Source organism: Enterobacter cloacae complex sp. 2021EL-01169, assembly GCF_020733125.1.
Taxonomy (GTDB): domain Bacteria; phylum Pseudomonadota; class Gammaproteobacteria; order Enterobacterales; family Enterobacteriaceae; genus Enterobacter; species Enterobacter roggenkampii.
Genome location: NZ_JAJFTC010000001.1, coordinates 1,087,687 through 1,108,817, shown reverse-complemented (window position 1 = coordinate 1,108,817; position 21,131 = coordinate 1,087,687). Strand labels below are relative to the sequence as shown.

Genomic DNA, 21,131 nt, shown 5'->3' with positions numbered 1-21,131 from the left:
ACCAGCATTGATCCAATTAAATTTGGCTCTAAAAGCTCAGCTGGTATCGAACGGTCAGCGATACTTGCGCAGCAAACGTGCCGCGCATATACAGTGCTGGCTTACCTTTTATCAAACGTGCTCACGCCTGCATACCCTTCCCCCTTGCGATGTTAATTCTGTCAATGCATTCCCTTAATGCTTTGACTTGCTCAGGGGTAAGTTCAGATTCATCGATTGTGGCCAGAAGAGCGTTGAGGGAGCGCTCAATATCGTTTTTAGTCAACCGTAAACAGATAACCTTAACCCAACGTGGCGAGAACTTGCTGAGGCCGATTGCTCTTGTGATACGTAGTTTCATGAGATGCCTCTTAACCGCCAGTGGTGGCGATTTCAAACTCGCTTATAACACACGTGGAGCAGACTTATGTGATTATTTCGCCATAGAAATTTCTAAGGGTCGTTTCACTTGAGGACAACCAGGCTTTCAGTAAACGCCTAAATTGGTTTTCCAGCATGTCACACAAGCGCCTCGTCATAACCCGAAGCGGCTTATCAAGTGAAGGTAGTTTTTACGGTCATGCACAGGCTGGGATGTCATTTGTGTGCCAGAAGCAGACTTTAATATAGCTCCAGAGTCCCTTATGGGAGCTATTTACATCTGTCAAGCTTTAGCAAGCGGCTTCATTCGAAAACTAATACCCATACGATTAATGGCATTCATGGTGGCAATAACAATGGTAAGTTCAACCAAATCTTTTTCACCGAATACAGAAAGCGCTGCGGAATATGCTTCATCGGAAGCATGTGTTTCACTAACACGGGTAACTTCTTCCGCCCATGAGAGGGCAGCTTGCTCTATATCCGAGAATAAATAGGTAGCTTCTCGCCAGACAGGCACCAATACAATCTTTTCGACGGACATGCCACTCTTGATAAGATCGCGAGTATGTATATCTATGCAGTGTGCACAACCATTGATCTGGGAAACTCTTAAAAAAATTAAATGGATCAGCTCGGCAGGTAAACCTGTACCAGTAGTGGCGTAATGATGGAGCGCTGCTATAGCCTTGCCACCTTTATCGGAAACTTGAAACCAGTTTGGACGCTTCATCGTTATTTCCACCTTTTTGAGTTGTTTAAAATAAAAAGATGCCTCACAGAATCGCTACGACTGAATGACAGAATTTAAATTAGTACGTCTGCTCAGACGTTGTAATCTTAACCATTGATGTCATAGATAAAAGAGACAAAAAATGAGTAAAACGGTAGGACAATTATGGGATACCTCATGCAGTAAAACTGGATAACAATTTTTAAAAGCAAACCCTGAGTGTTGATAAAATCCACGGTAGAGTCCGCTTCTCGCTCATAACAGACCATTTCCTCACTATGCCCTGCCATCTGCTTTCATCCGTTGATATTTAGCTTTCAAAAGCTCCGCCGGTGTCGGCCCTTTCGGAGCAACTGGCGCAGCCAACGCCCGACGAATAGGCGGAATCGGCTTCCCGGCTAGCACCCGCTTTTCCCACCTATCCAGAATATCACCGGCCTCACGCTCAAGCTCTTTCTGGCTTAGTTGGCCGTCAGTTCCGCGGCGCCGTAGCTCGAGGCAGATATGGTAATAAACCGGCTTTGGCCAGGGATACTGCTCACTGCTCGGGTACCGGAACACCAGTTTGCGCCACTTCCAGTATTCAGCCATCACGTCAGCGGTGGTAATCCCCAGTACGCTGCGCCCTTCCCTGCACCACCTGATAAACTGGCCTGGCGAAGGCAGGAATGGGCGCTCCTGGCGACGCACCATTCGCATGCCCGCTTCAACCTGTTCCAGGGTGGTGATCCCGTTTTCTTTGAAGGCCAGCACCCACTGACGGCGGATCTCATTCACGTCTTCCTGACTGCGATTAACCAGGATTGCCGGGAACGCGGCCGCCAACTGTACGAAAAGCCCGTTGATAATCTGCGCCACCTGCTGCGTTTGTTCGCGTTCGGTGTACTGCTCAGGCATGTTGTGCGCAACGCGGCGAGCCTGTTCCCGGTCAAAATTGCGAATGTTCTCGGCAAGATTTTTCATTCCAGCACCCCGTCAATCCAGTCGGTGTTATGCAGGTCGATGCTGCCCCGGGATGGCTTTGCCGTTCCGGTAGCGCGCAGCCGTTTGGTGGTGAGCTGATCCCACTGCTTGCGCAGACTCGAGGGGCTCAAGATGTTGTCTTTCCAGAACTCGTCCCGGTTTGCCCACTGGAACAGGTCACAAATTTCGTAGTGCGTGCGCTTGTCCTGCACACGCATAAGCCTGATGGTGTTTGCCCATTCAGCCCAGTTGGGTTCGGAGAGCGATGCGTTGACGGTGAGGAGCCTGTCGTAAATCCAGCGGGCGGCCTTGAGGTCGTCAGCGGATCCCCATGATTTACCTGCCGGGGTGTATATCCCGTCGGCAGCTTCAGGATGGCGAGAGAGAAACTTTTGAGTTTTCTGGTTTCGGGATTCGTCAGAATTCCGAGACGAGGATATTTTATTATTGTTCTTGTTATAGTCTTGGGTGTCTACCGTTTCCGGGAAGGTTTTTCCCGTTTTCGGTAACATTTTTCCCGATTTCGGGAAGACTTTTCCCGTTTTCGGTTTGTCTAAAATCCAGGCGGAAAGGTCAGTATTTATACCGACCGTTTTCATCACGCCCTGCTTCTGACTGAAGATAATTTTGCGTTCAGCAAGTGATTTGAGCGCATCCGAAACGTGGGAATCACTCAGCCCTGTAAGTTCGGCTATCACCGTGTTCGTCACACGGTCCTGCTTCTTGTTCCAGCCGTAGGTAAGCCAGATCACTGCTTCAAAACACTGCCACTCCCGGCCTGACATTCTCAGACGAGGCTTGAGCTGTTGGATCTCGTTAGCGACCTTGGTATACCCGTTCGACAGGTCAGCCATACGACCTCCCGGTTGTTCGGTTCTGTGGGGGAAATTGATAATTTCAGCTGTGTTTGACATACTTAGCTCCGCAATTACACTCCGTTTTTGCACCTGAAAGCCGTTGGTGTTCGAGCACCGCGGCTTTCGCCTTTTCTGAAGTTTTCACATTGCCCCCAACATGGTTGTCACCATCGCCAGCAGCGGCGCCGTAAGGTCCGGATCGATTCTGAACATTTCGAAAATTCCCTCGCCTAACTCCTTCAGCTTTTCCTTCTTTGGTGCATCGAGCATCAGAGCTTGCTTCGCCTCACTCACCTCTTTTTCCAACCTGGCCATGCGATAAGCGAACGAGTCGTTCTTTATGACACGGTCGCGGTATCGAAGCGGCAATACAGACATGATCGCGGGCACCAGCTGTTCGACGTTCTTTCGGTACGATGCGGAGTCTTCTTTGTTGTCGAGCCAGCGGAACAGCTTTACGTTCCAGACATCGGCCTGGCCTGAGAAATCAATTCCATCAAGTTGAAGTTCTTCCGCCGCTTCTTGGATTTGAAGCGCAACAACTACGCGCCCTTCTGCCGCTGCCCACGCCCGGACTGCAGAACAAATATCACGATGATCAATATCCTGCGCTGCCGATTCGCTTTGATGACATGGGAATATCATTGGATCAGAGGAAGCTCTGCTACTCTGTTGAACTGAAACAGTTTGCATTGTTAAGGCTCCTGTTTAGGTAAACCGTCTGTTGGGTTTGGATAGAGATCTGGGCGTAGTTCATGGGGGGTTACACCTGTCATCTTGAAGATAGGCAGAATGTGGGTGGGCGGGACGACCCCGTGATCACGATTTTTCCAATGACTAACAGACATACTCGTCACGCCAAGTGCGAGACTGAGCTTTCTGGCTGATCCAGCTGCTTTAATTGCTTTATCGAGTGCGGACATGTGCTTCTCCTGCTTATTGACAGCGGAAGTAAACCATAGATTTACAATCTATGCAAACTCAGAATTTATTGTGCGTATAAACCAAATATTTACAATGACCCTATGAGAAAAGAAGAACCCAACCACGTTTTGGTACAACGACTTTCTGAGATCACCGATCGTGGCGTTACCAAAGCAGACATGGCACGTATAGCCGGAGTTACCCCTCAGGCCGTTAACGGCTGGTTTAAAAAAGGTGTTATTAGTAAAAAGTCGGCGCTGGCTATTGCCGACGCTGTTGGCATCTCTGTCGCTTGGCTACTCGGTGAAGACGTTGGAGAGAAAGATGGGCTCAAGCCGGATGAACAGCGCCTACTGGAACTTTACCGTCAGTTGCCCGAAGAAGAGCAGAAAAACATGCTCCGCATCTTTGCTATTCGCCTGAAAGAGCTTGATGAGCTTTATGAACGCTACTTGAAGGGGCGGATTCGGTCACAGGACCAGTGAAGAATCTATTCAGCGGGTAATGGGCATCAGCATGTCTTAGCACAGGAAGCTTAGCGTATTATTTGACAGGATTATCAGATGGATCATATTCGAGACAATACGATTACCCTCCGATTTGATGGTAGAGACGCTGAAAATCACGAAGTTGAATTAAATATTCTAGGTGAATCTTTTCAGGGTTTTGCGAAAATATTATCTACAGCAGGTAATTTTGCCGTAACTCAAAAGTATTACAAGAGATCCGATCTTCAAGAGGTTAAGGTGTATGCCAGAGATCCTCGCTGTAATTGTTTTTCGATAGATGCTGTTACAAGTTTCGTATCTCAACAACAATTGTTCTCTGGGTTAGCCGCCGCTATACTTCCTTTGCTTATACAGTACATTTTTTCTCGTAACGCTCAGAAAAAAGAGGAAATGAAACACTTAAAAGATTCCTTGGACAAGGCAATTGAGGCCTTGGGAAACAAAGACAAAGACACCATTCAAGGATTGCTTAATGTGATCGATAAGATGGCGACTGAGTTGCGTCCATCTGTTCGTCAAGCCGTTAGTCCTATCGGAAATACCTGCTCAACAATCAGCATAAAAGCAGGAGAAGGAATTTCTCCTCTTGTCATAAATGAAGCAGATAAAGAGATAATAGATAGACTTGAGGATGATGAAGTTATTCCCCTCAGAGAATACCAAGTTTTGATTACCGAATTTGACGGTGTAAAAAAAACAGCGAAAATTGTTTTCGTGGGTGACGAGCAAGCCAGAAGAATTACTGCAGAAATCAGTGACCCGGCAGTGATGAAAAGAGATAATCCATACATCATGGCACTACAGGCATTTATGCACGCACCCAACGATTCTTCAGCCAGTGTTACAGTTACCGCCAAGGCAGTAGCCAGAAAAGGTGCCATAAGTAAACTATACATAATGGATATCAATTAATTGCCCTTTCACCCGGCCGTCGCGCCGGGTTTTTTTATCCTCACTAATCAGCTCTGTCGTCTAGCTCCACGCCGAACCCATTGTTCCCGTCCGTAGAGTCGGCTTTTTTTGCCTGCACTTCGTCAGCTACCTCACAAAAACTCAAAATATAAACCGAAGATTTACAATCACAAAAACCATGGGTTGACACACCTATAAACCAGTGATTTAATCTATATCACCAGGACGCACTACGAACCACCAAGGCAGGACGCCCACGAAGTAGCCGCCGACGGCATACGAACAGTCGGATGAGGTGGAGAGATTAACGCGCATCAGGTGTAAACGTTCCGCTGGCCGGCGATAAGGCAAACGAGGGTGAGAATGATTGATTTCGCACGCAAACCAGGACGGCAGCAGGCCGTAAAGCTGAACTTCTTCGAAGTGATTCTTCGCCGCCTGTGCTACTTGCTGGCGCAAAAGGGGAATCCAGATGTGTAACTCAACGAAATGCGGGTACTGCGGCAAGCCGGTTGAACCGGAGAAAGTAGTCAAAATTACCCTTCTCTATCGCAACGGCTCACAGCTGGCGCGCAAAGAAAAAGAATACTGCTCTGAACGTTGTGCTTCGTACGACCAGATGGCCCACGAGGCATAACGTAAAAGCCGCGCAAGGCGGCCCGTACGTCCGGTGCTCCCGACCAAAGTTACACCGGAAAACTACTTAAAAAACCAAAGTTCACCCAATGGGCGCTATCTCTGGCCCGGGGATCTTACATCCAAAAAAGAGGATCTCACATGGAATTTTTCTATGTAGTGAAGGCTACGCAGAAATCTGGCAAAGAAGACGCAGTGATTTGGTTCACTGCGAAATCAGAAGCCCGTGCAAACCTGCAGCTCGATGTCGAGCTGGAAGATGCTGGTATTGAAACCGGACGCGGTAAGGATTATGCCAAACCGGTTCGCACCGATTTCCCGGTGTATAACGACCTCCCGGAAGAAAGCACCGTGGATTACACCTGGTACAAACGCTACGAACTGCAGGACGATGGACGCACCTGGCTGCCAAAAGCTGGTGCTGAATCTACAGGAGCTCTGGACAACACTGCCGCACCGGAACTGACTGTTAAAGTCGAAACTACCGTCGAGAGTGTCCCGCTTGAAAACCGCACTCCAGCGGTCCGTTTTGCCGTCCACCTGACCAGCGACAAATACCAGTCACATATCACTAAAGAGCAGCAGCTGGCTGCCAGCGAAATGTCACTGGATGAAGGCAACACTTATCTCCATAACCTGCTGCTGGCGAAGAACGGCATCCCAGAAATTGCCGAACTCAGCCTGAACGCTGAGTGGAAACTCGTTCAGGCGATAAAGCAGGTCTTCTCGCCAGATGAAACGCACGAAACTGAAGTTATCGCTGCATTCATGGCAGACTGGGCGAGATCTGATGCTGGCGACCGCAATCAGTTAGTAGAAGAGTGGAGAAGCGGAAAGCTTTCTCTTCTCAAATCAAAAAGCGCCAGCGAGACCGGCGTAACAACCGGTCATGATCCAGAACCTGATAACGGTATCCAGATTGACGAGAATGATGACGAAGCCACACGTTATCCAGTCGTTCGTATGCCCTTCCGCAAGCAGCTACTCGCCCAGTTCACCGGTGAAGAATTGCGCCACCACTTAACCCGCAAAGAATACGAAGGTATCTGCGCGCTGGAGATGGACACTGACAACAGCTATGTCCAGAACCTGCTGCTGGCGGCAGAAAACTGCGAAGAGGTGAAGGGTTACGATACCAAAGACCTGTGGCGCTATACCGACGCCATTCGCAAAGTGTTCAGCCAGGATAAGCGTCACGAACTCGCTTTGGTTCTCCGATTAACCAGAATCTGGGCGGCGACTGATTATATCGATCGCGGCATTCTCGTTCGCGAGTGGGCAGCCGGTAATCGCATCAGTAATGTTCAGCGCACCGATTCTGGTACTAATGCCGACGGTGGTTATGTAACGGATCGCGGCGAAGGCGCTCATCACACTCTGGACACTCTCGATCTTGAGATCGCATGTGCCCTGCTGCCTATGGATTTCCATCACTTTGAAATCCCCTCAAGCGTGTTACGACGTGCCAAAGAAATCGTGGCGAAGAAAGAAGAACCATGGAAGTCATGGAGCTCAATCTTACGCAATCAACCAGGCATATTGGCGGTGAACCGTGCGGCAATCTTCAATCTGATCCGTATCGCACCAGAGAATATCCACCACACGCCAGCGGCTCATCTTGAGTTTGTGAATAAAACCATGACGGTTGAATTTAACTCTGCTGTTGAATTACTGCAGTTGCCTACTCCTGTAGTTGAGACTGAAGCCCCAGTTGAACAACCGCAGGTTGAAAATCTCGGCAGTGGCGTGTTCTCCATCGATGGCCTGATTGGTGGAAATAACAATCCGGGCATCAATACCACCTCAAATGAAGTCGAAAAAACGGAAAACGCAGCGGAGACCACCAGTGATGTCCAGATGGAAACGGCTAAGCCAGAGAAAGACGAAGATGTTGGTTCGGTACCACCGAGCGAAAGCACTGATGCAGCTAATTCGCAGACAGATTCCGTAGCGTTGGAAGAACAGCAAGCAGAACCGGTAATCGAATACCCGGCTTACTTCGAGCCTGGCCGCTACGAAGGTCTGCCGAATGAGGTTTATCACGCAGCAAACGGTATTAGCTCAACCCAAGTAAAAGATGCCCGCGTCAGCCTGATGTACTTCAACGCGCGCCATGTGGCTAAAACTATACCGCGCACAGCATCCAAAGTTCTTGACATGGGGAACCTGGTGCACGTCCTTGCACTGCAGCCGGAAACCCTCGATGCAGAGTTCAGCGTGGAGCCTGAGATCCCAGAGGGTGCTTTCACTACCACCGCAACCCTGCGCGAGTTCATTGACGCGTACAACGCCAGCCTGCCGGCACTGCTGAGCGCAGACGAGATTAAAGCGTTGCTTGAAGAACACAACGCAGCCCTTCCCGCTCAAGTGCCGCTTGGCGCCAGCCTGGAAGAAACGGCTCAAAGCTATATGGCTCTCCCTGCTGAGTACCAGCGTATTGAAGAAGGCCAGAAGCAGACAGCAACGGCGATGAAGGCCTGCATCAAAGAGTACAACGCCACCCTGGCCGTACCGGTTAAAACCAGCGGCAGCCGTGATGCGTTACTCGAGCAATTAGCGATCATCAATCCTGATTTGGTCGCACAGGAAGCGCAGAAACCGACGCCGCTGAAAGTGTCCGGCACCAAAACGGACATGATCCAGGCTGTTAAGTCGGTTAAGCCCGATGCCATATTCGCCGACGAACTTTTGGATGCCTGGCGCGACAACCCTGGCGACAAGATTCTGGTTACCCGCCAGCAACTGGCCACAGCGCGGGCAATTCAGTCTGCACTCCTGGCGCACCCTACCGCTGGCATGCTGCTGACACATCCAAGCCGCGCTGTTGAAGTGAGTTACTTCGGCTTTGACGACGAAACAGGTTTAGAAGTGCGTGTACGCCCTGACCTCGAGATTGAACTGGACGGCGTGCGTATCGGTGCTGACCTGAAAACCATCAGCATGTGGAATGTGAAGCAAGAAAGCCTGCGCGCCAGGCTGCATCGGGAAATCATTGACCGGGACTACCACCTCAGTGCGGCTATGTATTGCGAGACCGCGGCGCTGGACCAGTTATTCTGGATTTTCGTCAACAAAGACGAGAACTACCACTGGATTGCCATCATCGAGGCGTCAACCGAACTGCTGGAACTGGGCATGCTCGAGTACCGCAAAACGATGCGCGCCATCGCAACCGGATTCGACACGGGCGAATGGCCAGCGCCGATCACTACCGATTACACCGATGAACTGAACGACTTCGACCTGCGCCGCCTCGAAGCGCTGCGCGCTCAGGCTTAAGGGGGATATATGCATAACACAAACGTTACCGTTGCTGACCAGAACACCGTTATTAACTCCAACGTGGCTTTGTTCGATTCCCAGTATCTGAACGCCATCAGCACGTTCGCGCAGATTATGGCCCAGGGCACCGCTACTGTTCCTAAGCACCTGCAGGGCAATCAGGCCGACTGCATGGCTGTAGCGATGCAAGCGGCACAGTGGCAGATGAATCCCTTTGCCGTGGCCCAAAAAACGCACCTGATTAATGGTGTACTCGGGTATGAAGCGCAGCTGGTTAATGCAGTCATTTCGCGCAGCGGCGTGCTGGCCAGTCGTTTTGAATATGAGTGGTTTGGGCCATGGGAAAAGGTCGTTGGAAAATTCCACATCCGTAAAAGCGATAAAGGCGAGTACCGCGTCCCGGGCTGGACCCTCGCTGACGAAGCCGGGATTGGCATCATTATCAGCGCAACCCTGAAAGGCGAGGATAAACCGAGAGAACTCAATTTACTGCTGGCTCAGGCCAGAACCCGAAACTCTACCCTATGGGCTGACGACCCTCGCCAGCAGCTGGCGTACTTGGCCGTCAAACGCTGGGCGAGACTGTTCTGCCCGGATGTGATTCTGGGCGTTTACACCCCGGATGAGCTCGATGATCGCCGTGAAGAACGAGAGGTAAACCCCGCACCAGCGCAGCACGTTAGCCTCGCTGATATTTCAGGTGACAACGTCACTACTACTCAAACGGCTCATGAATCGGCACAAAACATCGATGCTCTAGCTGATGATTTCCGCGACCGCATCGAGGCGGCTCAGGATGTGGATAGCGCTAAAGCTCTGCACGCAGATATTGAAACCGTGAAAGCAACGCTGGGTTCTGCCCTGTTCACTGAGCTGAAAAACAAGGCCGTGAAGCGTTATTACCTGGTTGATGCACGGAACAAAGTCGAAGCAGCCATCAATTCCTTGCCACCTTCAGATGAACCCGATGCAGCTGCGCGGTTCGCAGAGGTAGAGCGCGTTCTTGCGTCGTCTAAACGTCATCTGGGCGATGAATTGCATGGTCAGTTCAGCATCACTCTGGCGGATATGAAACCGGAATACGTGGACTAACGAGATCGGGAGGGGAAACCCTCCCTCAAGGAGAAGAAATGCGACTGATTAATCGAGGCAGTAAGCAATCCCCTTTGGCTCGCCAGGCATGTGAAATCGCACTCGCAGCCCACCAGCAAAGATATGGTGACTATGGGCGCAGCAAGATGAAAGAGACCTATACGGTGAGAGTGGAAGGCGTGAAGGTCTGGGTTGAAGTGGTCAACTGCAAGGCAAGCTACGTGGCCACAGCAATGACCGGTATGCGCCGACTGCGTTCCCTGCCCGGCCAGGCAAACTGAAACTGAAATATCAACGACTACATACCGGCATATCTATACTCATGCCGGTTACCTGAGGTGAACCATGTCGCAGGTAATTTTTAACGAAGAATGGGTTGTTGGTGCAAGGCTCACAGAAAAAACAGGCCTGACCGAACGACAGATAGAGAAGTATCGTCAGGGCTGTTGGGTGGAAGGTGTCCATTTTAAACGGGTATCCCCATCTGGAGAAAAAACCTTGCGTGGCACAACCTGGTACAACTATCCGAGAATTAATCAGTTAATAAGGGATGCGTAAGATGGCAGCTTTGCCTACAGGTGTCGAAATCAGAAACAATAAGATTTGTATCTGGTTTATGTACCGGGGAAAGCGTTGCCGCGAAATTCTCAAAGGTTGGATTAACACCCCGGCGAACATCAAAAAAGCCGGGAATCTTCGGGCTGTGATCGTTAGTGAGATCAACCTTGGAGAGTTTGATTACCACCAGCGCTTTCCTTCATCGACCAGAGCAAAAAAAACCGTAACCACTGTTTCAGTTCAAACCTTTTCAGAACTGTGTGAACTATGGACGAGCATTAAAGAAACCGAAATTAGCGCGAACACGATGCGTAAGACTCGCTCACAACTCGGTACGTTAATGCACATCATTAACGGAGATACGCCTGTTTCAACTATACGCCACAGCGACATTCTTAAATACAGAAAGGAGCTGTTGAACGGTGAGACACTTTACCTGGCAAATCCCAGAAGTAACAAACAGGGGCGCACTGTGCGTACCGTGAACAACTATATATCGCTTCTTTGCTCGCTTCTTCGGTTTGCACACAAATCTGGCTTTATCAGTGGCAAACCCTTTGAAGGGATCAAGAAACTACATAAAGGGAAAGTAAAACCGGATCCTTTAACGAAGCAGGAGTTTAGTTTGCTTGCCGAATCCGAGCGTGGCCAAAGCCTCAATATGTGGACATTCGCAGTTTATACTGGTGTCCGTCATGGAGAGCTTGCAGCTCTTGCCTGGGAAGATATCGACTGGGAAAAAGGTACGGCTCATATACAGCGCAACCTTAATGCGCTAGGAATGTTCGTCCCACCAAAAACCGATGCAGGTGATCGAGTTATCACGCTATTAGAGCCAGCACTAGAGGCCTTGAAGGCACAGCGTACGCTGACTTCGTTACAGCCCAAAACCGAGATTGTTTTCCATCACCGCGAGTATGGTGCGATGGAATATCAAAACCTGCGATTTGTTTTCATGCCCAGGATGCGCAAGGGCAAACAGAAAGCCTACTACTCTTTATCGAGTATCGGCTCCAGATTTAACGCAGCTGTAAAACGTGCTGGTATTCGCCGCCGGAATCCGTACCATACGCGGCATACTTTTGCCTGCTGGCTTTTATCTGCCGGCGCTAACCCGTCTTTCATAGCCAGCCAGATGGGGCATGAAAACGCGCAAATGGTTTATGAAGTCTACGGTGCGTGGATTGAAGAAATGAATGGCGAACAGGTGCTGATGCTTAACGATAAGCTGGCACGCTGAAAAATTTTTGCCCCTATTATGCCCCTACTGGCTCCGAAGGTAGTAATAAATGCAAGAAAATCAATCAAATACAAAGAAAGAGCAATACAACCTGAATAAACTGCAAAAGCGACTGCGCCGTAACGTGGGCGAAGCCATTGCAGACTTCAACATGATTGAAGAAGGCGACCGCATCATGGTTTGCCTGTCAGGGGGTAAAGACAGCTACACCATGCTGGAGATCCTGCGTAATCTTCAGCAAAGCGCGCCGGTGAATTTTTCCCTGGTGGCGGTCAACCTTGACCAGAAACAGCCGGGCTTCCCGGAGCACATTCTGCCGGAATACCTCGAAAATCTGGGCGTTGAGTACAAAATCGTCGAAGAAAATACCTACGGTATTGTGAAAGAGAAAATTCCTGAAGGGAAAACCACCTGCTCTCTGTGCTCTCGTCTGCGCCGCGGTATTCTGTATCGCACCGCGACCGAGTTGGGCGCGACCAAAATTGCCCTGGGCCATCACCGCGACGATATCCTGCAAACGCTGTTCCTCAATATGTTCTACGGCGGCAAGATGAAAGGTATGCCGCCTAAGCTGATGAGTGATGACGGTAAACATATTGTGATCCGCCCGCTTGCCTACTGCCGTGAAAAAGACATTGAGCGTTTCTCTCAGGCGAAAGGGTTCCCGATCATTCCATGTAACCTCTGCGGCTCTCAGCCTAACCTGCAGCGTCAGGTGATTGGTGACATGCTGCGCGACTGGGATAAGCGCTATCCAGGTCGTATCGAAACCATGTTCAGCGCCATGCAGAACGTCGTCCCTTCCCATCTCGCGGATGTGGAACTGTTCGACTTTAAAGGCATCAATCACGAGTCAGAAGTCGTGAACGGCGGCGATCTGGCATTTGACCGGGAAGAGATCCCGATGCAGCCAGCAGGCTGGCAGCCGGAAGACGATGACAATCAGTTTGAAGCGTTGCGTCTGAACGTGCTTGAAGTGAAGTAAGCGGTTAGCGTCTCAGAAACACCTCCTGAGACGCTTCATGCTTTATTTCAGCAGACGTACGCGGCAGGTTTTACCCTTAATTTTCCCGTTTTGCAGCTGCTTCCATGCCTTATGGGCAACCGCCTGGCGAACCGCGACGTAGACATGCGCCGGATGGACAGCAATCTTACCGATATCCGCCCCGTCCAGCCCCACATCCCCGGTCAGTGCACCGAGTACATCACCAGGACGCATCTTGGCTTTTTTACCGCCATCAATGCACAGGGTCGCCATTTCGGCCTCCAGCGGCACAAGGCTGACGCCGGCTGGGGGATTCATCCAGTTCAGCTTAATCTGCAGCATCTCAGAGAGAATATTGGCGCGCTGCGCCTCTTCCGGAGCGCAGAAGCTGATGGCCAGACCGCTGTTCCCGGCGCGCGCGGTGCGGCCAATACGGTGCACGTGTACTTCCGGATCCCACGCCAGCTCAAAGTTCACGACCAGCTCAAGCGATTTGATATCCAGACCGCGCGCAGCGACGTCGGTCGCCACCAGCACGCGGGCGCTGCCGTTGGCGAAACGGACCAGCGTCTGATCGCGATCGCGCTGTTCAAGATCGCCATGCAGCGACAGTGCGCTCTGCCCGGCGGCATTCAGAGCATCACAAACCGACTGACAGTCTTTTTTGGTGTTACAGAACACCACGCAGGAGCCAGGCTGATGCTGGCTCAGTAATTTCTGCAGGAGCGGGATCTTCCCCTGCTGCGAGGTTTCAAAGAACTGCTGTTCGATGGCCGGCAGCGCATCTACGCTGTCGATTTCAATGGTAAGAGGATTTTTCTGCACGCGCCCGCTGATGGCGGCGATAGCTTCCGGCCAGGTTGCGGAGAACAACAGCGTCTGGCGATCGGCCGGTGCGAAACGGATCACTTCGTCAATGGCCTCGCTGAAGCCCATATCCAGCATCCGATCGGCCTCATCCATCACCAGCGTTTGTAGCGCATCCAGCGAGACCGTGCCTTTTTGCAGGTGATCGAGCAGGCGTCCCGGCGTCGCGACAATAATGTGCGGCGCATGCTGAAGCGAATCACGCTGGGCACCGAACGGCTGCCCGCCGCAGAGGGTTAAAATCTTGGTATTTGGCAGGAAACGTGCCAGGCGACGCAGTTCACCCGCAACCTGGTCTGCCAGCTCGCGGGTCGGACACAGCACCAAAGACTGGGTCTGAAAAAGCGCCGCATCGATATGCTGCAACAGGCCAAGGCCAAAGGCCGCCGTTTTCCCACTGCCCGTTTTCGCCTGCACGCGCACGTCACGGCCCTCAAGAATGGCGGGTAAGGCGGCCGCCTGAACAGGCGTCATCGTGAGGTATCCCAACTCGTTGAGGTTAGCGAGTTGGGCATCGGGCAGAACATTCAGGGTAGAAAAAGCGGTCACAATTGTCTCTCGTGGTGATCTTTGCGGTCAGATGGCGCGTATCCTCGCAGATCTCGCGGTCCGATGCGACAATTTAATCGGTTCTTCATCGGGCGGCGGGTCGGGCATCGGCTGGGGACGCGGGATGGGATCGGGCATAGGTACCGGATCGCTGGGGATAGGATCGGATTGACGCGATTGTGGCAGTAGCAGAGCCTTAAGGATGCTCATCATTCCCTCCATAATTTGCTGTCATCCCTTTTAGGGTAGACGCTCAGAATCAGGAGGCAAAAAAAAGCCGACTATGAAGTCGGCGTCGTACGAATCAATTGTGCTATGCAGTAATTCAAAAAAGGAAGTAAGACAATATGGAGCGCAACGCCCATCGCTTGACGTTGCATTCACCTGCGGGAGTAATATTGCACCTTACGGGGTAGATGTTTATTGACTTCGCTCAATTAAAAGAGCGTTTTAATCCCGGAAAAAGATGAAAAAAGCGTAAATTTACAGCCATTTACTACGATGCAACCACCATGCAACACCCCCAATCAAAACAACTAACATCACGCAAAACGCCGTAAAACCGTAGCGATAAGCGCCACCCGGAATTCCGCCCAGGTTGACGCCAAACAACCCGGTCAGAAACGTGCTCGGTAAAAACACCATCGCCATCAGGGACATCGTATAGGTTCTTCGCGCCAGCGACTCCTGCATCACCTGCGCGATTTCGTCCGCCATCACCGCCGTTCTGGCAATACAGGAATCAATTTCATCCAGCCCGCGGCCCAGCCTGTCGGCAATATCCTGCATTCTGCGCCGATGGTCGTCGTTCATCCAGGCGAGCCTTTCGCTAGCCAGCCGCGCATACACGTCGCGCTGCGGCGTCATGTAGCGGCGCATAACAATCAGCTGCTTGCGCAATAAGGCCAGAAAACCGCGCGGCGGGATCTGCTGATCGAGCAGGTTATCTTCCAGGTCGATGATTTTGTCGTGCAGCTCTTCAATAAACTCACTGGCGTGATCGGTAAGCGCGTCACAGACGTCCACCAGCCAGCTGCCGCAGTCGATCGGCCCGGTGCCCTCTTTCAGATCGTTGACGATGTCATCCAGCGCCAGGACCTTACGCTGTCGGGTGGAGACAATCAGCCCATCGTCCATATAGACCCGCATCGCCACCAGCTGATCCGGACGTTCATCCGTGCTGCCGTTAATACAGCGGAGGGTAATCAGCGTCCCGTCACCCATGCGGCTTACGCGGGGCCGCAGGCTTTCACCCGCCAGCGCATCGCGCACGTTATTGGGCAAGAGCGGGGTCGACGCCAGCCAGTCAGCGCTGTCCGGATGGGTATAGTTCAGATGCAGCCAGCAGGGATGCGCACTGTCGATCACATCATTATCTTCCAGCGGTCGGGCACCGCCGCGGCCGTCCAGCACCCACGCAAAAACTGCGTCAGGAACGTTAAGTTCAGATCCTTTAATGCTTTCCACAGCACCTCCACCTTTTTAACTCTTTCGGTGTCAGTCTAGCTTTCATGAGGGGTTAAGCAACAACTATGTATTCCATCGCGCTGAAATCGCTCGGGAAATGAGCTGGGTGGGCAAATGTATGCAAAAAGCCTGGCATGCCAGGCTTTGTGTCGCTTTCAGAGAGAGTGCTCTGGCTGCTGGAGGAAGGAGGGTGAGCCGGTCGGTAATGGGGACGAAGACCCGTGATCCAATCTAAAATTCCGCGTGCGGGCGTACATCCGAGGAGCCGTTGAGTTCCTCCGCCATCGCCACGTTGCTTTGCGTGACCCGCTCCAGCTCCGATAGCGCCAGCGTGATCTGGGAAATACCTTTCTCCTGCTCAGACGTCGACGCGGAGATTTCATCCATTAAGCGACTGACGTTTCCCGAGCCCGTCACGATTTCATGCATATTCTTCTCTGCCTGCGACACCACGGTCGCGCCCTGCGTGACGTTACTGCTAGTGACTTCAATCAGCGCTTTGATATTCTTCGCGGCCTCTGCGCTTCGGTGCGCCAGGTTTCTGACCTCTTCCGCAACGACAGAAAAACCTTTTCCATGGTCGCCCGCTCTTGCCGCCTCAACGGCCGCGTTGAGCGCCAGAATATTGGTCTGGAACGCAATGCCGTCAATCAGCGAAATGATCTCCGTCATCTGCTGGGCGCATTCGGTTATGGACTGCATATTGTTGGCAACCTGCCCCATCAGCTCCCCGCCCTTACGCGCCTGCAGCGTCGCCATATTCGCCTGTTCACTCGCCAGGCGGGTGTTATCGGCGTTATTTTTAGTGCTCGCCGCCATTTGCTCCATGCTGGCTGCGGTTTGCACTAAAGACGCAGACTGCTGTTCGGTTTTTACCGAGAGCTGAGCGCTACGTGTCGAGAGCTGATCCGATAAGGTCATGGCGGTTTGCGATGACGCCCTGATCTCACGCACCAGCGTCGCAATGTTGCCGGACAGGCTGTTGATCCCGGGAATGAGTCGCCCCGCACAGTTATTGCCAAACTCCGGGATAGAAACCCCCAGGTTGCCGGCAGTCACCTCTTCAATACTTTTCTTCACCGTATTGATCGGCGTCACAAGATACCGGGTCATATAGACCCAAAGCAAAAATAGCGCAACGAAATTGATAGCGTTAAGGGAAATAAAGATAGAGGGCTTGCTGGAAATTAGAACAACGACACCTGCGTTTACCAAAAATAGCGATAAAAGGAACCCGATAATAAAGGTTCGGACACTAATATTTCTTAGCATGATGATACCCACATTTTATATTTTGGTCGGCATCTAGACTTATAGCATTGGCACAAACGTTTTTCCTCGGAAACTTCACGGGTTTGTTGTTTCGCCGTTAGCAACCTGGGATTTAGCTTAAGTCAGATAAAAAAAGCGTATTAGTGAAAATGTTCTTCGCAGCATGCTGTGATACTGGTCTACCGCCACGTTAAGCGATACCATCCGCTGCGGCGAACCGATACAATCGCCGTTATATTTAAGGAGCTTTGCTACTTTTATTCGCTCTTGTTTAGCAATGCTTAATACGTTAACAAAGAGAATATATTTTATATTCTTAATGCGATGTAGAGTATTAATATGACTGGTCATGCTTCACGATAAATAACTAATATTGTTTGAATGCGCATGTTCGTTGCCAGATTAAGATGTGCCCGGCAGGCGAAATCGGTAACCCTCTCAGGCGTGGGATTGCATAATGCTCAATATATCGTGGGACCCTGTGTTAATCGCTATCTCTTATCTGGTGGCATTTATCGCCTCCTTTGTGGCGCTGGACAGTGCCGGAAAGATTCCCCTTTCCAGCCGAAAGGCTGCCCTGTTCTGGCGCATTGCCGGGGGTATGACGCTGGGGATCGGCATCTGGTCGATGCACTTTATCGGCATGCTGTCGATGCAGATGCCGATGATGATGCGCTATGACCTCTGGTTAACCCTTGCGTCTCTGGGCGTCGCGATTATTGCGTCGACCACGGCCCTTGATATTGCCGTCGCGGGAAAAAAACGTTCTTCGTTTCGACCGATCGTTGCCACGGCTATCCTGAGCGCAGGCGTGGTATCTATGCACTATATCGGTATGGCTGCCCTGATGCTGGATGGCAGCATTATCTGGGATCGCCGCATTGTGGGGTTGTCGGTGGTCATTGCCGTGGTGGCGTCCGGCACGGCGCTGTGGCTGGCTTTCCGCCTGCGAGACAAAGGGGTTTTTATCGAGCGCCTTCTCGCCGCCCTGGTCATGGGCGCCGCCATTTGTGCGATGCACTATACCGGCATGAGCGCCGCGCATTACCCGGAAATGTCGCATACCCTCCCCGGCGGGATCGGCGAGCTGGGGTTATCCATCTGGGTTTCTGTCACCACGCTCTGCCTGCTTGGCGTGATGTTAATTATTTCCCTTATCGATTCTCACCGGCGCACCGGCCGGCTGACGGATAATCTTCGACAACTCAATCGGCAGCTTGAGCTCCAGGCGCGCTTTGATGCGCTAACCGGACTCGCGAATCGCCATCAGATGGATCTCCGCATGCAGGACTGCCTGCGCAGCGCGTTGCTGAGCAACAGGCAATTTGCCGTTATTTTCCTGAACGTCGATCACTTCAAACGCGTCAACGATACCTGGGGTCACAGCGTCGGCGATGAGTTATTGATCACCGTCGCACAACGCATCACTTCCCGGCTCTCGCGTGAGATGACCCTGGCAAGGCTGGGAGGAGACGCTTTTATCCTGCTGGTGCCCGAATGTGACGACGACAAACTCAACGCCCTGCTCGCGTCGCTGCTCGAGGATGTGCGACGTCCTCTTTCGATCTGTGGTCATACGCTTAACACGACAATGAGTGCGGGCGTCAGCCTCTATCCTCAGGATGGCGAGACGCTGCATGAACTGAAACTCAAAGCAGATGCAGCCCTGCATCACGTCAAAGACGACGGCCGCAACGGCTGGGCGCGTTACAGAACCGAGATGTCGACAGCAATCCCGGCAAAACCCGGTTTTCTTCAGGAGCTCTCTCAGGCGCTTGAGCGCGATCAGTTTGAACTGTGGTACCAGCCAACCTGGTATGCGCAAGAGAAGACTATCCATGGTTTTGAAGCCCTGCTGCGCTGGCGGCACCCTGAGCAAGGCGTTGTGCTGCCTGGTCTGTTTATCCCCTCGCTGGAGCAAACCGGCTTAATTATTCCGGTGGGCAACTGGGCCATTGAAGCGGCATGCCGACAGCTGCATTTCTGGACTGAACAAGGGTTCAGCCAGTGGACGTTATCGCTCAACTTATCCCCCGTCCAGTTCGAGCAGCCGGACATTTTCCACATCGTATCGTCGATGCTGGAAAAATATAACTTGTCCCCGTCCAGGCTGATCCTTGAGGTCACGGAGAGCACCGCGCTGAAAAATCTCGATCGCAGCATTGAGTTGCTCAACGCTTTTAATCATGCGGGGATCACCGTCTCGATTGATGATTTTGGTACGGGCTACTCCAACCTGCTGATGCTGAGCGTGCTGCCGGCAAAAGAGCTCAAGATTGACAAAAGCTTTGTAACATCGATGCTGGAAAATGAAAAAACCTACAAGCTGGTTGGAACCATTATGAGTATCGCCCGCACCATGGAGATGAACGTGGTGGCAGAAGGGATTGAAACGGAAGAACAGCAGGCGGTTCTCACCCGTCTCGGCTGCGACTACCTGCAGGGTTACCTCTTCTCCCGCCCCTTACCTGCCGAACAGGTGCCGTGGCTGCTTCTGCAGATAAACTCAGAAAGGCAAATTATCCCCCTTAATAAAATTCAAACGGACGCCGCATTTATTTCACAAAAAAACCATGCCTGACGGGGTTTAGTAGAGTATGTTTCAAAGCAGAACACACGAGTCACGTCTGTCATGATTGTCAGGCGTATTAAGCCGATGAACAGGAAATGCCTATGTCGCAAAACGGTTTTGAAGCGCTGAACGTCATTAAAACACCCGTGTGGCTTATTTCACCCGTTTCGGAAGAGATCGTTTTTGCGAACGTGGTCGCAACGCAGCTTATGGGAGATAAGACGCTCGATCAGCTGCGTAAAGGCATCTATTCCGCGAATGCACAAGCTCTCCTGTCGATGTATGTACCAGAACTGAAAGCCGAGCAGGAGATCGTCGAAATCTGGACAATAAGAAGCCGGGATGGGCTGGATACGCCGTTAAGCTGTCGTCTCTCGCTTGCCCGTTACGCCCCCTGGGGAGATGTGATTGTCTTCGAGGGGATCGCCCAACATATCCTCTCAGGACTGAAGGCCAGCCGCTCCGCAACCTACCGGCGAAAAAAACAGGGGTTTTACGCCCGTTTTTTTCAGACCAACAGCGCGCCGATGCTGTTAATCGATCCTGCCCGCGATGGTCAGATTGTTGATGCCAACCTGGCTGCGCTCAATTTTTACGGTTACTCGCATGATGGTATGTGCAGCAAGCATACCTGGGAAATCAATACCCTGGGGCGAGACGTTATGCCCATTATGACCGCGATTGCCGCGCTGCCCGGCGGCCATAAGCCGCTCAACTTTGTTCACCGCCTTGCCGATGGTTCCACCCGCCATGTTCAGACGTATGCCGGACCCATTGAGATCTACGGTGACAAGCTGATGCTGTGCATCATCCACGATATCACCGAGCAAAAAAGACTGGAGCAAGAGCTGGAACATGCCGCGTTACGTGACTCCATGACCGGGTTACTCAACCGACGCCAGTTCTACGCGATTACCGACGCCAACAATCTGAATAATCGACCTGCCCAGCAGCAGTTTAGCCTGCTGCTGGTTGACACCGATCACTTCAAAAACATCAACGACCTGTTTGGTCATTTGAAGGGCGATGAGGTGCTTATTGCCCTCTCCCGAACGCTGGAAGCCTGTAGTCGGGAGAACGACATGGTGTTCCGCTGGGGGGGCGAAGAGTTCGTCATCCTGCTGCCGCATACCTCTCTCGACACCGCGTTGCAGATTGCCGAGTCGATCCGTGCAGCCGTTGCCCGCATTACGATTCCGGGCTTACCACGGTTTACCGTCAGCATTGGCGTGGCGCGACATAACCCGGGGGAGACGATTGATGAGCTGTTTAAGCGTGTAGACGATGCGCTGTATCGCGCTAAAAATGATGGGCGCAATAAAGTCCTTGCAGCATGAAACTGGAGTATACGGG

Annotated in this window: 20 protein-coding genes and 2 pseudogenes; 12 read left to right on the top strand and 10 right to left on the bottom strand. The window is 51.8% G+C overall.

The annotated features are described in order from the left end of the window. Nucleotides 1-121: 121 nt before the first annotated feature. The 6 genes from LLF79_RS05215 to LLF79_RS05190 all read right to left on the bottom strand — a co-directional run bounded on the left by LLF79_RS05215 (nt 122) and on the right by LLF79_RS05190 (nt 3,836). Complete coding sequence (locus tag LLF79_RS05215; protein ID WP_014832178.1) at nt 122-340, bottom strand: hypothetical protein; 219 nt, start codon at nt 338-340, stop codon at nt 122-124. 303 nt (nt 341-643) lie between these two features. Beyond that, nucleotides 644-1,093 (bottom strand): carboxymuconolactone decarboxylase family protein, encoded by a 450-nt coding sequence (locus tag LLF79_RS05210; RefSeq protein ID WP_014832179.1) that lies wholly within the window; start codon nt 1,091-1,093, stop codon nt 644-646. A gap of 276 nt (nt 1,094-1,369) precedes the next feature. After that, nucleotides 1,370-2,056, bottom strand: a complete 687-nt coding sequence (locus LLF79_RS05205) for a replication protein P (RefSeq protein ID WP_227879186.1) — start codon at nt 2,054-2,056, stop codon at nt 1,370-1,372. After that, the gene (locus LLF79_RS05200; RefSeq protein WP_227879185.1) at nt 2,053-2,970 is read right to left on the bottom strand and encodes a replication protein; all 918 of its coding nucleotides are present in this window, start codon (nt 2,968-2,970) and stop codon (nt 2,053-2,055) included. The genes LLF79_RS05205 and LLF79_RS05200 overlap by 4 nt, the downstream gene beginning before the upstream one ends. Before the next feature lie 84 nt (nt 2,971-3,054). Then, complete coding sequence (locus LLF79_RS05195; protein WP_227879184.1) at nt 3,055-3,606, bottom strand: toxin YdaT family protein; 552 nt, start codon at nt 3,604-3,606, stop codon at nt 3,055-3,057. A 2-nt stretch (nt 3,607-3,608) separates the two neighbouring features. Beyond that, nucleotides 3,609-3,836 (bottom strand): YdaS family helix-turn-helix protein, encoded by a 228-nt coding sequence (locus LLF79_RS05190; RefSeq protein ID WP_096150114.1) that lies wholly within the window; start codon nt 3,834-3,836, stop codon nt 3,609-3,611. Nucleotides 3,837-3,938: 102 nt separating this feature from the next. Here LLF79_RS05190 and LLF79_RS05185 point away from each other — a divergent pair, with 102 nt between their 5' ends. The 10 genes and pseudogenes from LLF79_RS05185 to ttcA all read left to right on the top strand — a co-directional run bounded on the left by LLF79_RS05185 (nt 3,939) and on the right by ttcA (nt 13,051). Then, a complete protein-coding gene (locus LLF79_RS05185; RefSeq protein ID WP_227879183.1) occupies nt 3,939-4,322 on the top strand; it encodes a helix-turn-helix domain-containing protein in 384 nt (127 codons plus the stop codon). A gap of 78 nt (nt 4,323-4,400) precedes the next feature. Then, on the top strand, nt 4,401-5,258 hold the full coding sequence (locus tag LLF79_RS05180) for a hypothetical protein (RefSeq protein WP_227879182.1): 858 nt from the start codon (nt 4,401-4,403) through the stop codon (nt 5,256-5,258). 324 nt (nt 5,259-5,582) lie between these two features. After that, nucleotides 5,583-5,738: pseudogene (locus LLF79_RS05175) on the top strand (hypothetical protein); the annotation flags it as partial. Then, nucleotides 5,731-5,895: a YdaE family protein gene (locus tag LLF79_RS05170; protein WP_227879181.1), complete on the top strand. Its 165-nt coding sequence runs from the start codon at nt 5,731-5,733 to the stop codon at nt 5,893-5,895. The pseudogene LLF79_RS05175 and the gene LLF79_RS05170, both read left to right, overlap by 8 nt. Nucleotides 5,896-6,035: 140 nt before the next feature. Beyond that, nucleotides 6,036-9,173 (top strand): RecE family exodeoxyribonuclease, encoded by a 3,138-nt coding sequence (locus LLF79_RS05165; RefSeq protein ID WP_227879180.1) that lies wholly within the window; start codon nt 6,036-6,038, stop codon nt 9,171-9,173. 9 nt (nt 9,174-9,182) lie between these two features. Continuing rightward, entirely contained in the window at nt 9,183-10,268 is a 1,086-nt protein-coding gene (locus tag LLF79_RS05160; protein WP_227879179.1) for a RecT family recombinase, read from the top strand. Between the two features lie 38 nt (nt 10,269-10,306). Further along, nucleotides 10,307-10,549 carry a DUF4060 family protein gene (locus LLF79_RS05155; protein WP_020882485.1) on the top strand — a complete coding sequence of 81 codons (243 nt, stop codon included), beginning with the start codon at nt 10,307-10,309 and terminating at the stop codon, nt 10,547-10,549. Nucleotides 10,550-10,613: 64 nt separating this feature from the next. Continuing rightward, a complete protein-coding gene (gene xisR / locus LLF79_RS05150) occupies nt 10,614-10,826 on the top strand; it encodes an excisionase family protein (RefSeq protein ID WP_014884030.1) in 213 nt (70 codons plus the stop codon). A gap of 1 nt (nt 10,827) precedes the next feature. After that, the gene (locus LLF79_RS05145) at nt 10,828-12,066 is read left to right on the top strand and encodes a site-specific integrase (RefSeq protein WP_045371211.1); all 1,239 of its coding nucleotides are present in this window, start codon (nt 10,828-10,830) and stop codon (nt 12,064-12,066) included. Between the two features lie 49 nt (nt 12,067-12,115). After that, the gene (ttcA, locus tag LLF79_RS05140; RefSeq protein ID WP_023344312.1) at nt 12,116-13,051 is read left to right on the top strand and encodes a tRNA 2-thiocytidine(32) synthetase TtcA; all 936 of its coding nucleotides are present in this window, start codon (nt 12,116-12,118) and stop codon (nt 13,049-13,051) included. Nucleotides 13,052-13,093: 42 nt separating this feature from the next. On the opposite strand, the gene dbpA is transcribed toward ttcA, so the two are convergent. From dbpA to LLF79_RS05120, 4 genes and pseudogenes are all read right to left on the bottom strand, one after another. After that, nucleotides 13,094-14,467: an ATP-dependent RNA helicase DbpA gene (dbpA, locus tag LLF79_RS05135; protein ID WP_047745743.1), complete on the bottom strand. Its 1,374-nt coding sequence runs from the start codon at nt 14,465-14,467 to the stop codon at nt 13,094-13,096. Between the two features lie 27 nt (nt 14,468-14,494). Then, the gene (locus tag LLF79_RS05130) at nt 14,495-14,659 is read right to left on the bottom strand and encodes a hypothetical protein (RefSeq protein ID WP_304665500.1); all 165 of its coding nucleotides are present in this window, start codon (nt 14,657-14,659) and stop codon (nt 14,495-14,497) included. Between the two features lie 291 nt (nt 14,660-14,950). Next, complete coding sequence (gene zntB, locus LLF79_RS05125; protein ID WP_023292275.1) at nt 14,951-15,934, bottom strand: zinc transporter ZntB; 984 nt, start codon at nt 15,932-15,934, stop codon at nt 14,951-14,953. Nucleotides 15,935-16,089: 155 nt separating this feature from the next. Further along, a pseudogene (locus tag LLF79_RS05120) lies at nt 16,090-17,206 on the bottom strand (methyl-accepting chemotaxis protein). A 457-nt stretch (nt 17,207-17,663) separates the two neighbouring features. Between LLF79_RS05120 and LLF79_RS05115 the strand changes: the two are divergent. After that, nucleotides 17,664-19,787, top strand: a complete 2,124-nt coding sequence (locus tag LLF79_RS05115; RefSeq protein WP_227879178.1) for a bifunctional diguanylate cyclase/phosphodiesterase — start codon at nt 17,664-17,666, stop codon at nt 19,785-19,787. Nucleotides 19,788-19,879: 92 nt separating this feature from the next. Further along, the gene (locus LLF79_RS05110; protein ID WP_227879177.1) at nt 19,880-21,115 is read left to right on the top strand and encodes a sensor domain-containing diguanylate cyclase; all 1,236 of its coding nucleotides are present in this window, start codon (nt 19,880-19,882) and stop codon (nt 21,113-21,115) included. Nucleotides 21,116-21,131 lie beyond the last annotated feature (16 nt).

What these genes read in the sequence shown, in the direction of transcription:
- LLF79_RS05195 (WP_227879184.1), bottom strand. Translation starts at nt 3,606, where the DNA reads ATGCAAACTGTTTCAGTTCAACAGAGTAGCAGAGCTTCCTCTGATCCA.
- LLF79_RS05115 (WP_227879178.1), top strand. Translation starts at nt 17,664, where the DNA reads ATGCTCAATATATCGTGGGACCCTGTGTTAATCGCTATCTCTTATCTG.
- LLF79_RS05215 (WP_014832178.1), bottom strand. Translation starts at nt 340, where the DNA reads ATGAAACTACGTATCACAAGAGCAATCGGCCTCAGCAAGTTCTCGCCA.
- LLF79_RS05145 (WP_045371211.1), top strand. Translation starts at nt 10,828, where the DNA reads ATGGCAGCTTTGCCTACAGGTGTCGAAATCAGAAACAATAAGATTTGT.
- LLF79_RS05190 (WP_096150114.1), bottom strand. Translation starts at nt 3,836, where the DNA reads ATGTCCGCACTCGATAAAGCAATTAAAGCAGCTGGATCAGCCAGAAAG.
- LLF79_RS05185 (WP_227879183.1), top strand. Translation starts at nt 3,939, where the DNA reads ATGAGAAAAGAAGAACCCAACCACGTTTTGGTACAACGACTTTCTGAG.
- ttcA (WP_023344312.1), top strand. Translation starts at nt 12,116, where the DNA reads ATGCAAGAAAATCAATCAAATACAAAGAAAGAGCAATACAACCTGAAT.
- LLF79_RS05180 (WP_227879182.1), top strand. Translation starts at nt 4,401, where the DNA reads ATGGATCATATTCGAGACAATACGATTACCCTCCGATTTGATGGTAGA.
- LLF79_RS05155 (WP_020882485.1), top strand. Translation starts at nt 10,307, where the DNA reads ATGCGACTGATTAATCGAGGCAGTAAGCAATCCCCTTTGGCTCGCCAG.
- LLF79_RS05205 (WP_227879186.1), bottom strand. Translation starts at nt 2,056, where the DNA reads ATGAAAAATCTTGCCGAGAACATTCGCAATTTTGACCGGGAACAGGCT.
- LLF79_RS05110 (WP_227879177.1), top strand. Translation starts at nt 19,880, where the DNA reads ATGTCGCAAAACGGTTTTGAAGCGCTGAACGTCATTAAAACACCCGTG.
- LLF79_RS05165 (WP_227879180.1), top strand. Translation starts at nt 6,036, where the DNA reads ATGGAATTTTTCTATGTAGTGAAGGCTACGCAGAAATCTGGCAAAGAA.
- xisR (WP_014884030.1), top strand. Translation starts at nt 10,614, where the DNA reads ATGTCGCAGGTAATTTTTAACGAAGAATGGGTTGTTGGTGCAAGGCTC.
- LLF79_RS05200 (WP_227879185.1), bottom strand. Translation starts at nt 2,970, where the DNA reads ATGTCAAACACAGCTGAAATTATCAATTTCCCCCACAGAACCGAACAA.
- LLF79_RS05170 (WP_227879181.1), top strand. Translation starts at nt 5,731, where the DNA reads ATGTGTAACTCAACGAAATGCGGGTACTGCGGCAAGCCGGTTGAACCG.
- LLF79_RS05160 (WP_227879179.1), top strand. Translation starts at nt 9,183, where the DNA reads ATGCATAACACAAACGTTACCGTTGCTGACCAGAACACCGTTATTAAC.
- LLF79_RS05210 (WP_014832179.1), bottom strand. Translation starts at nt 1,093, where the DNA reads ATGAAGCGTCCAAACTGGTTTCAAGTTTCCGATAAAGGTGGCAAGGCT.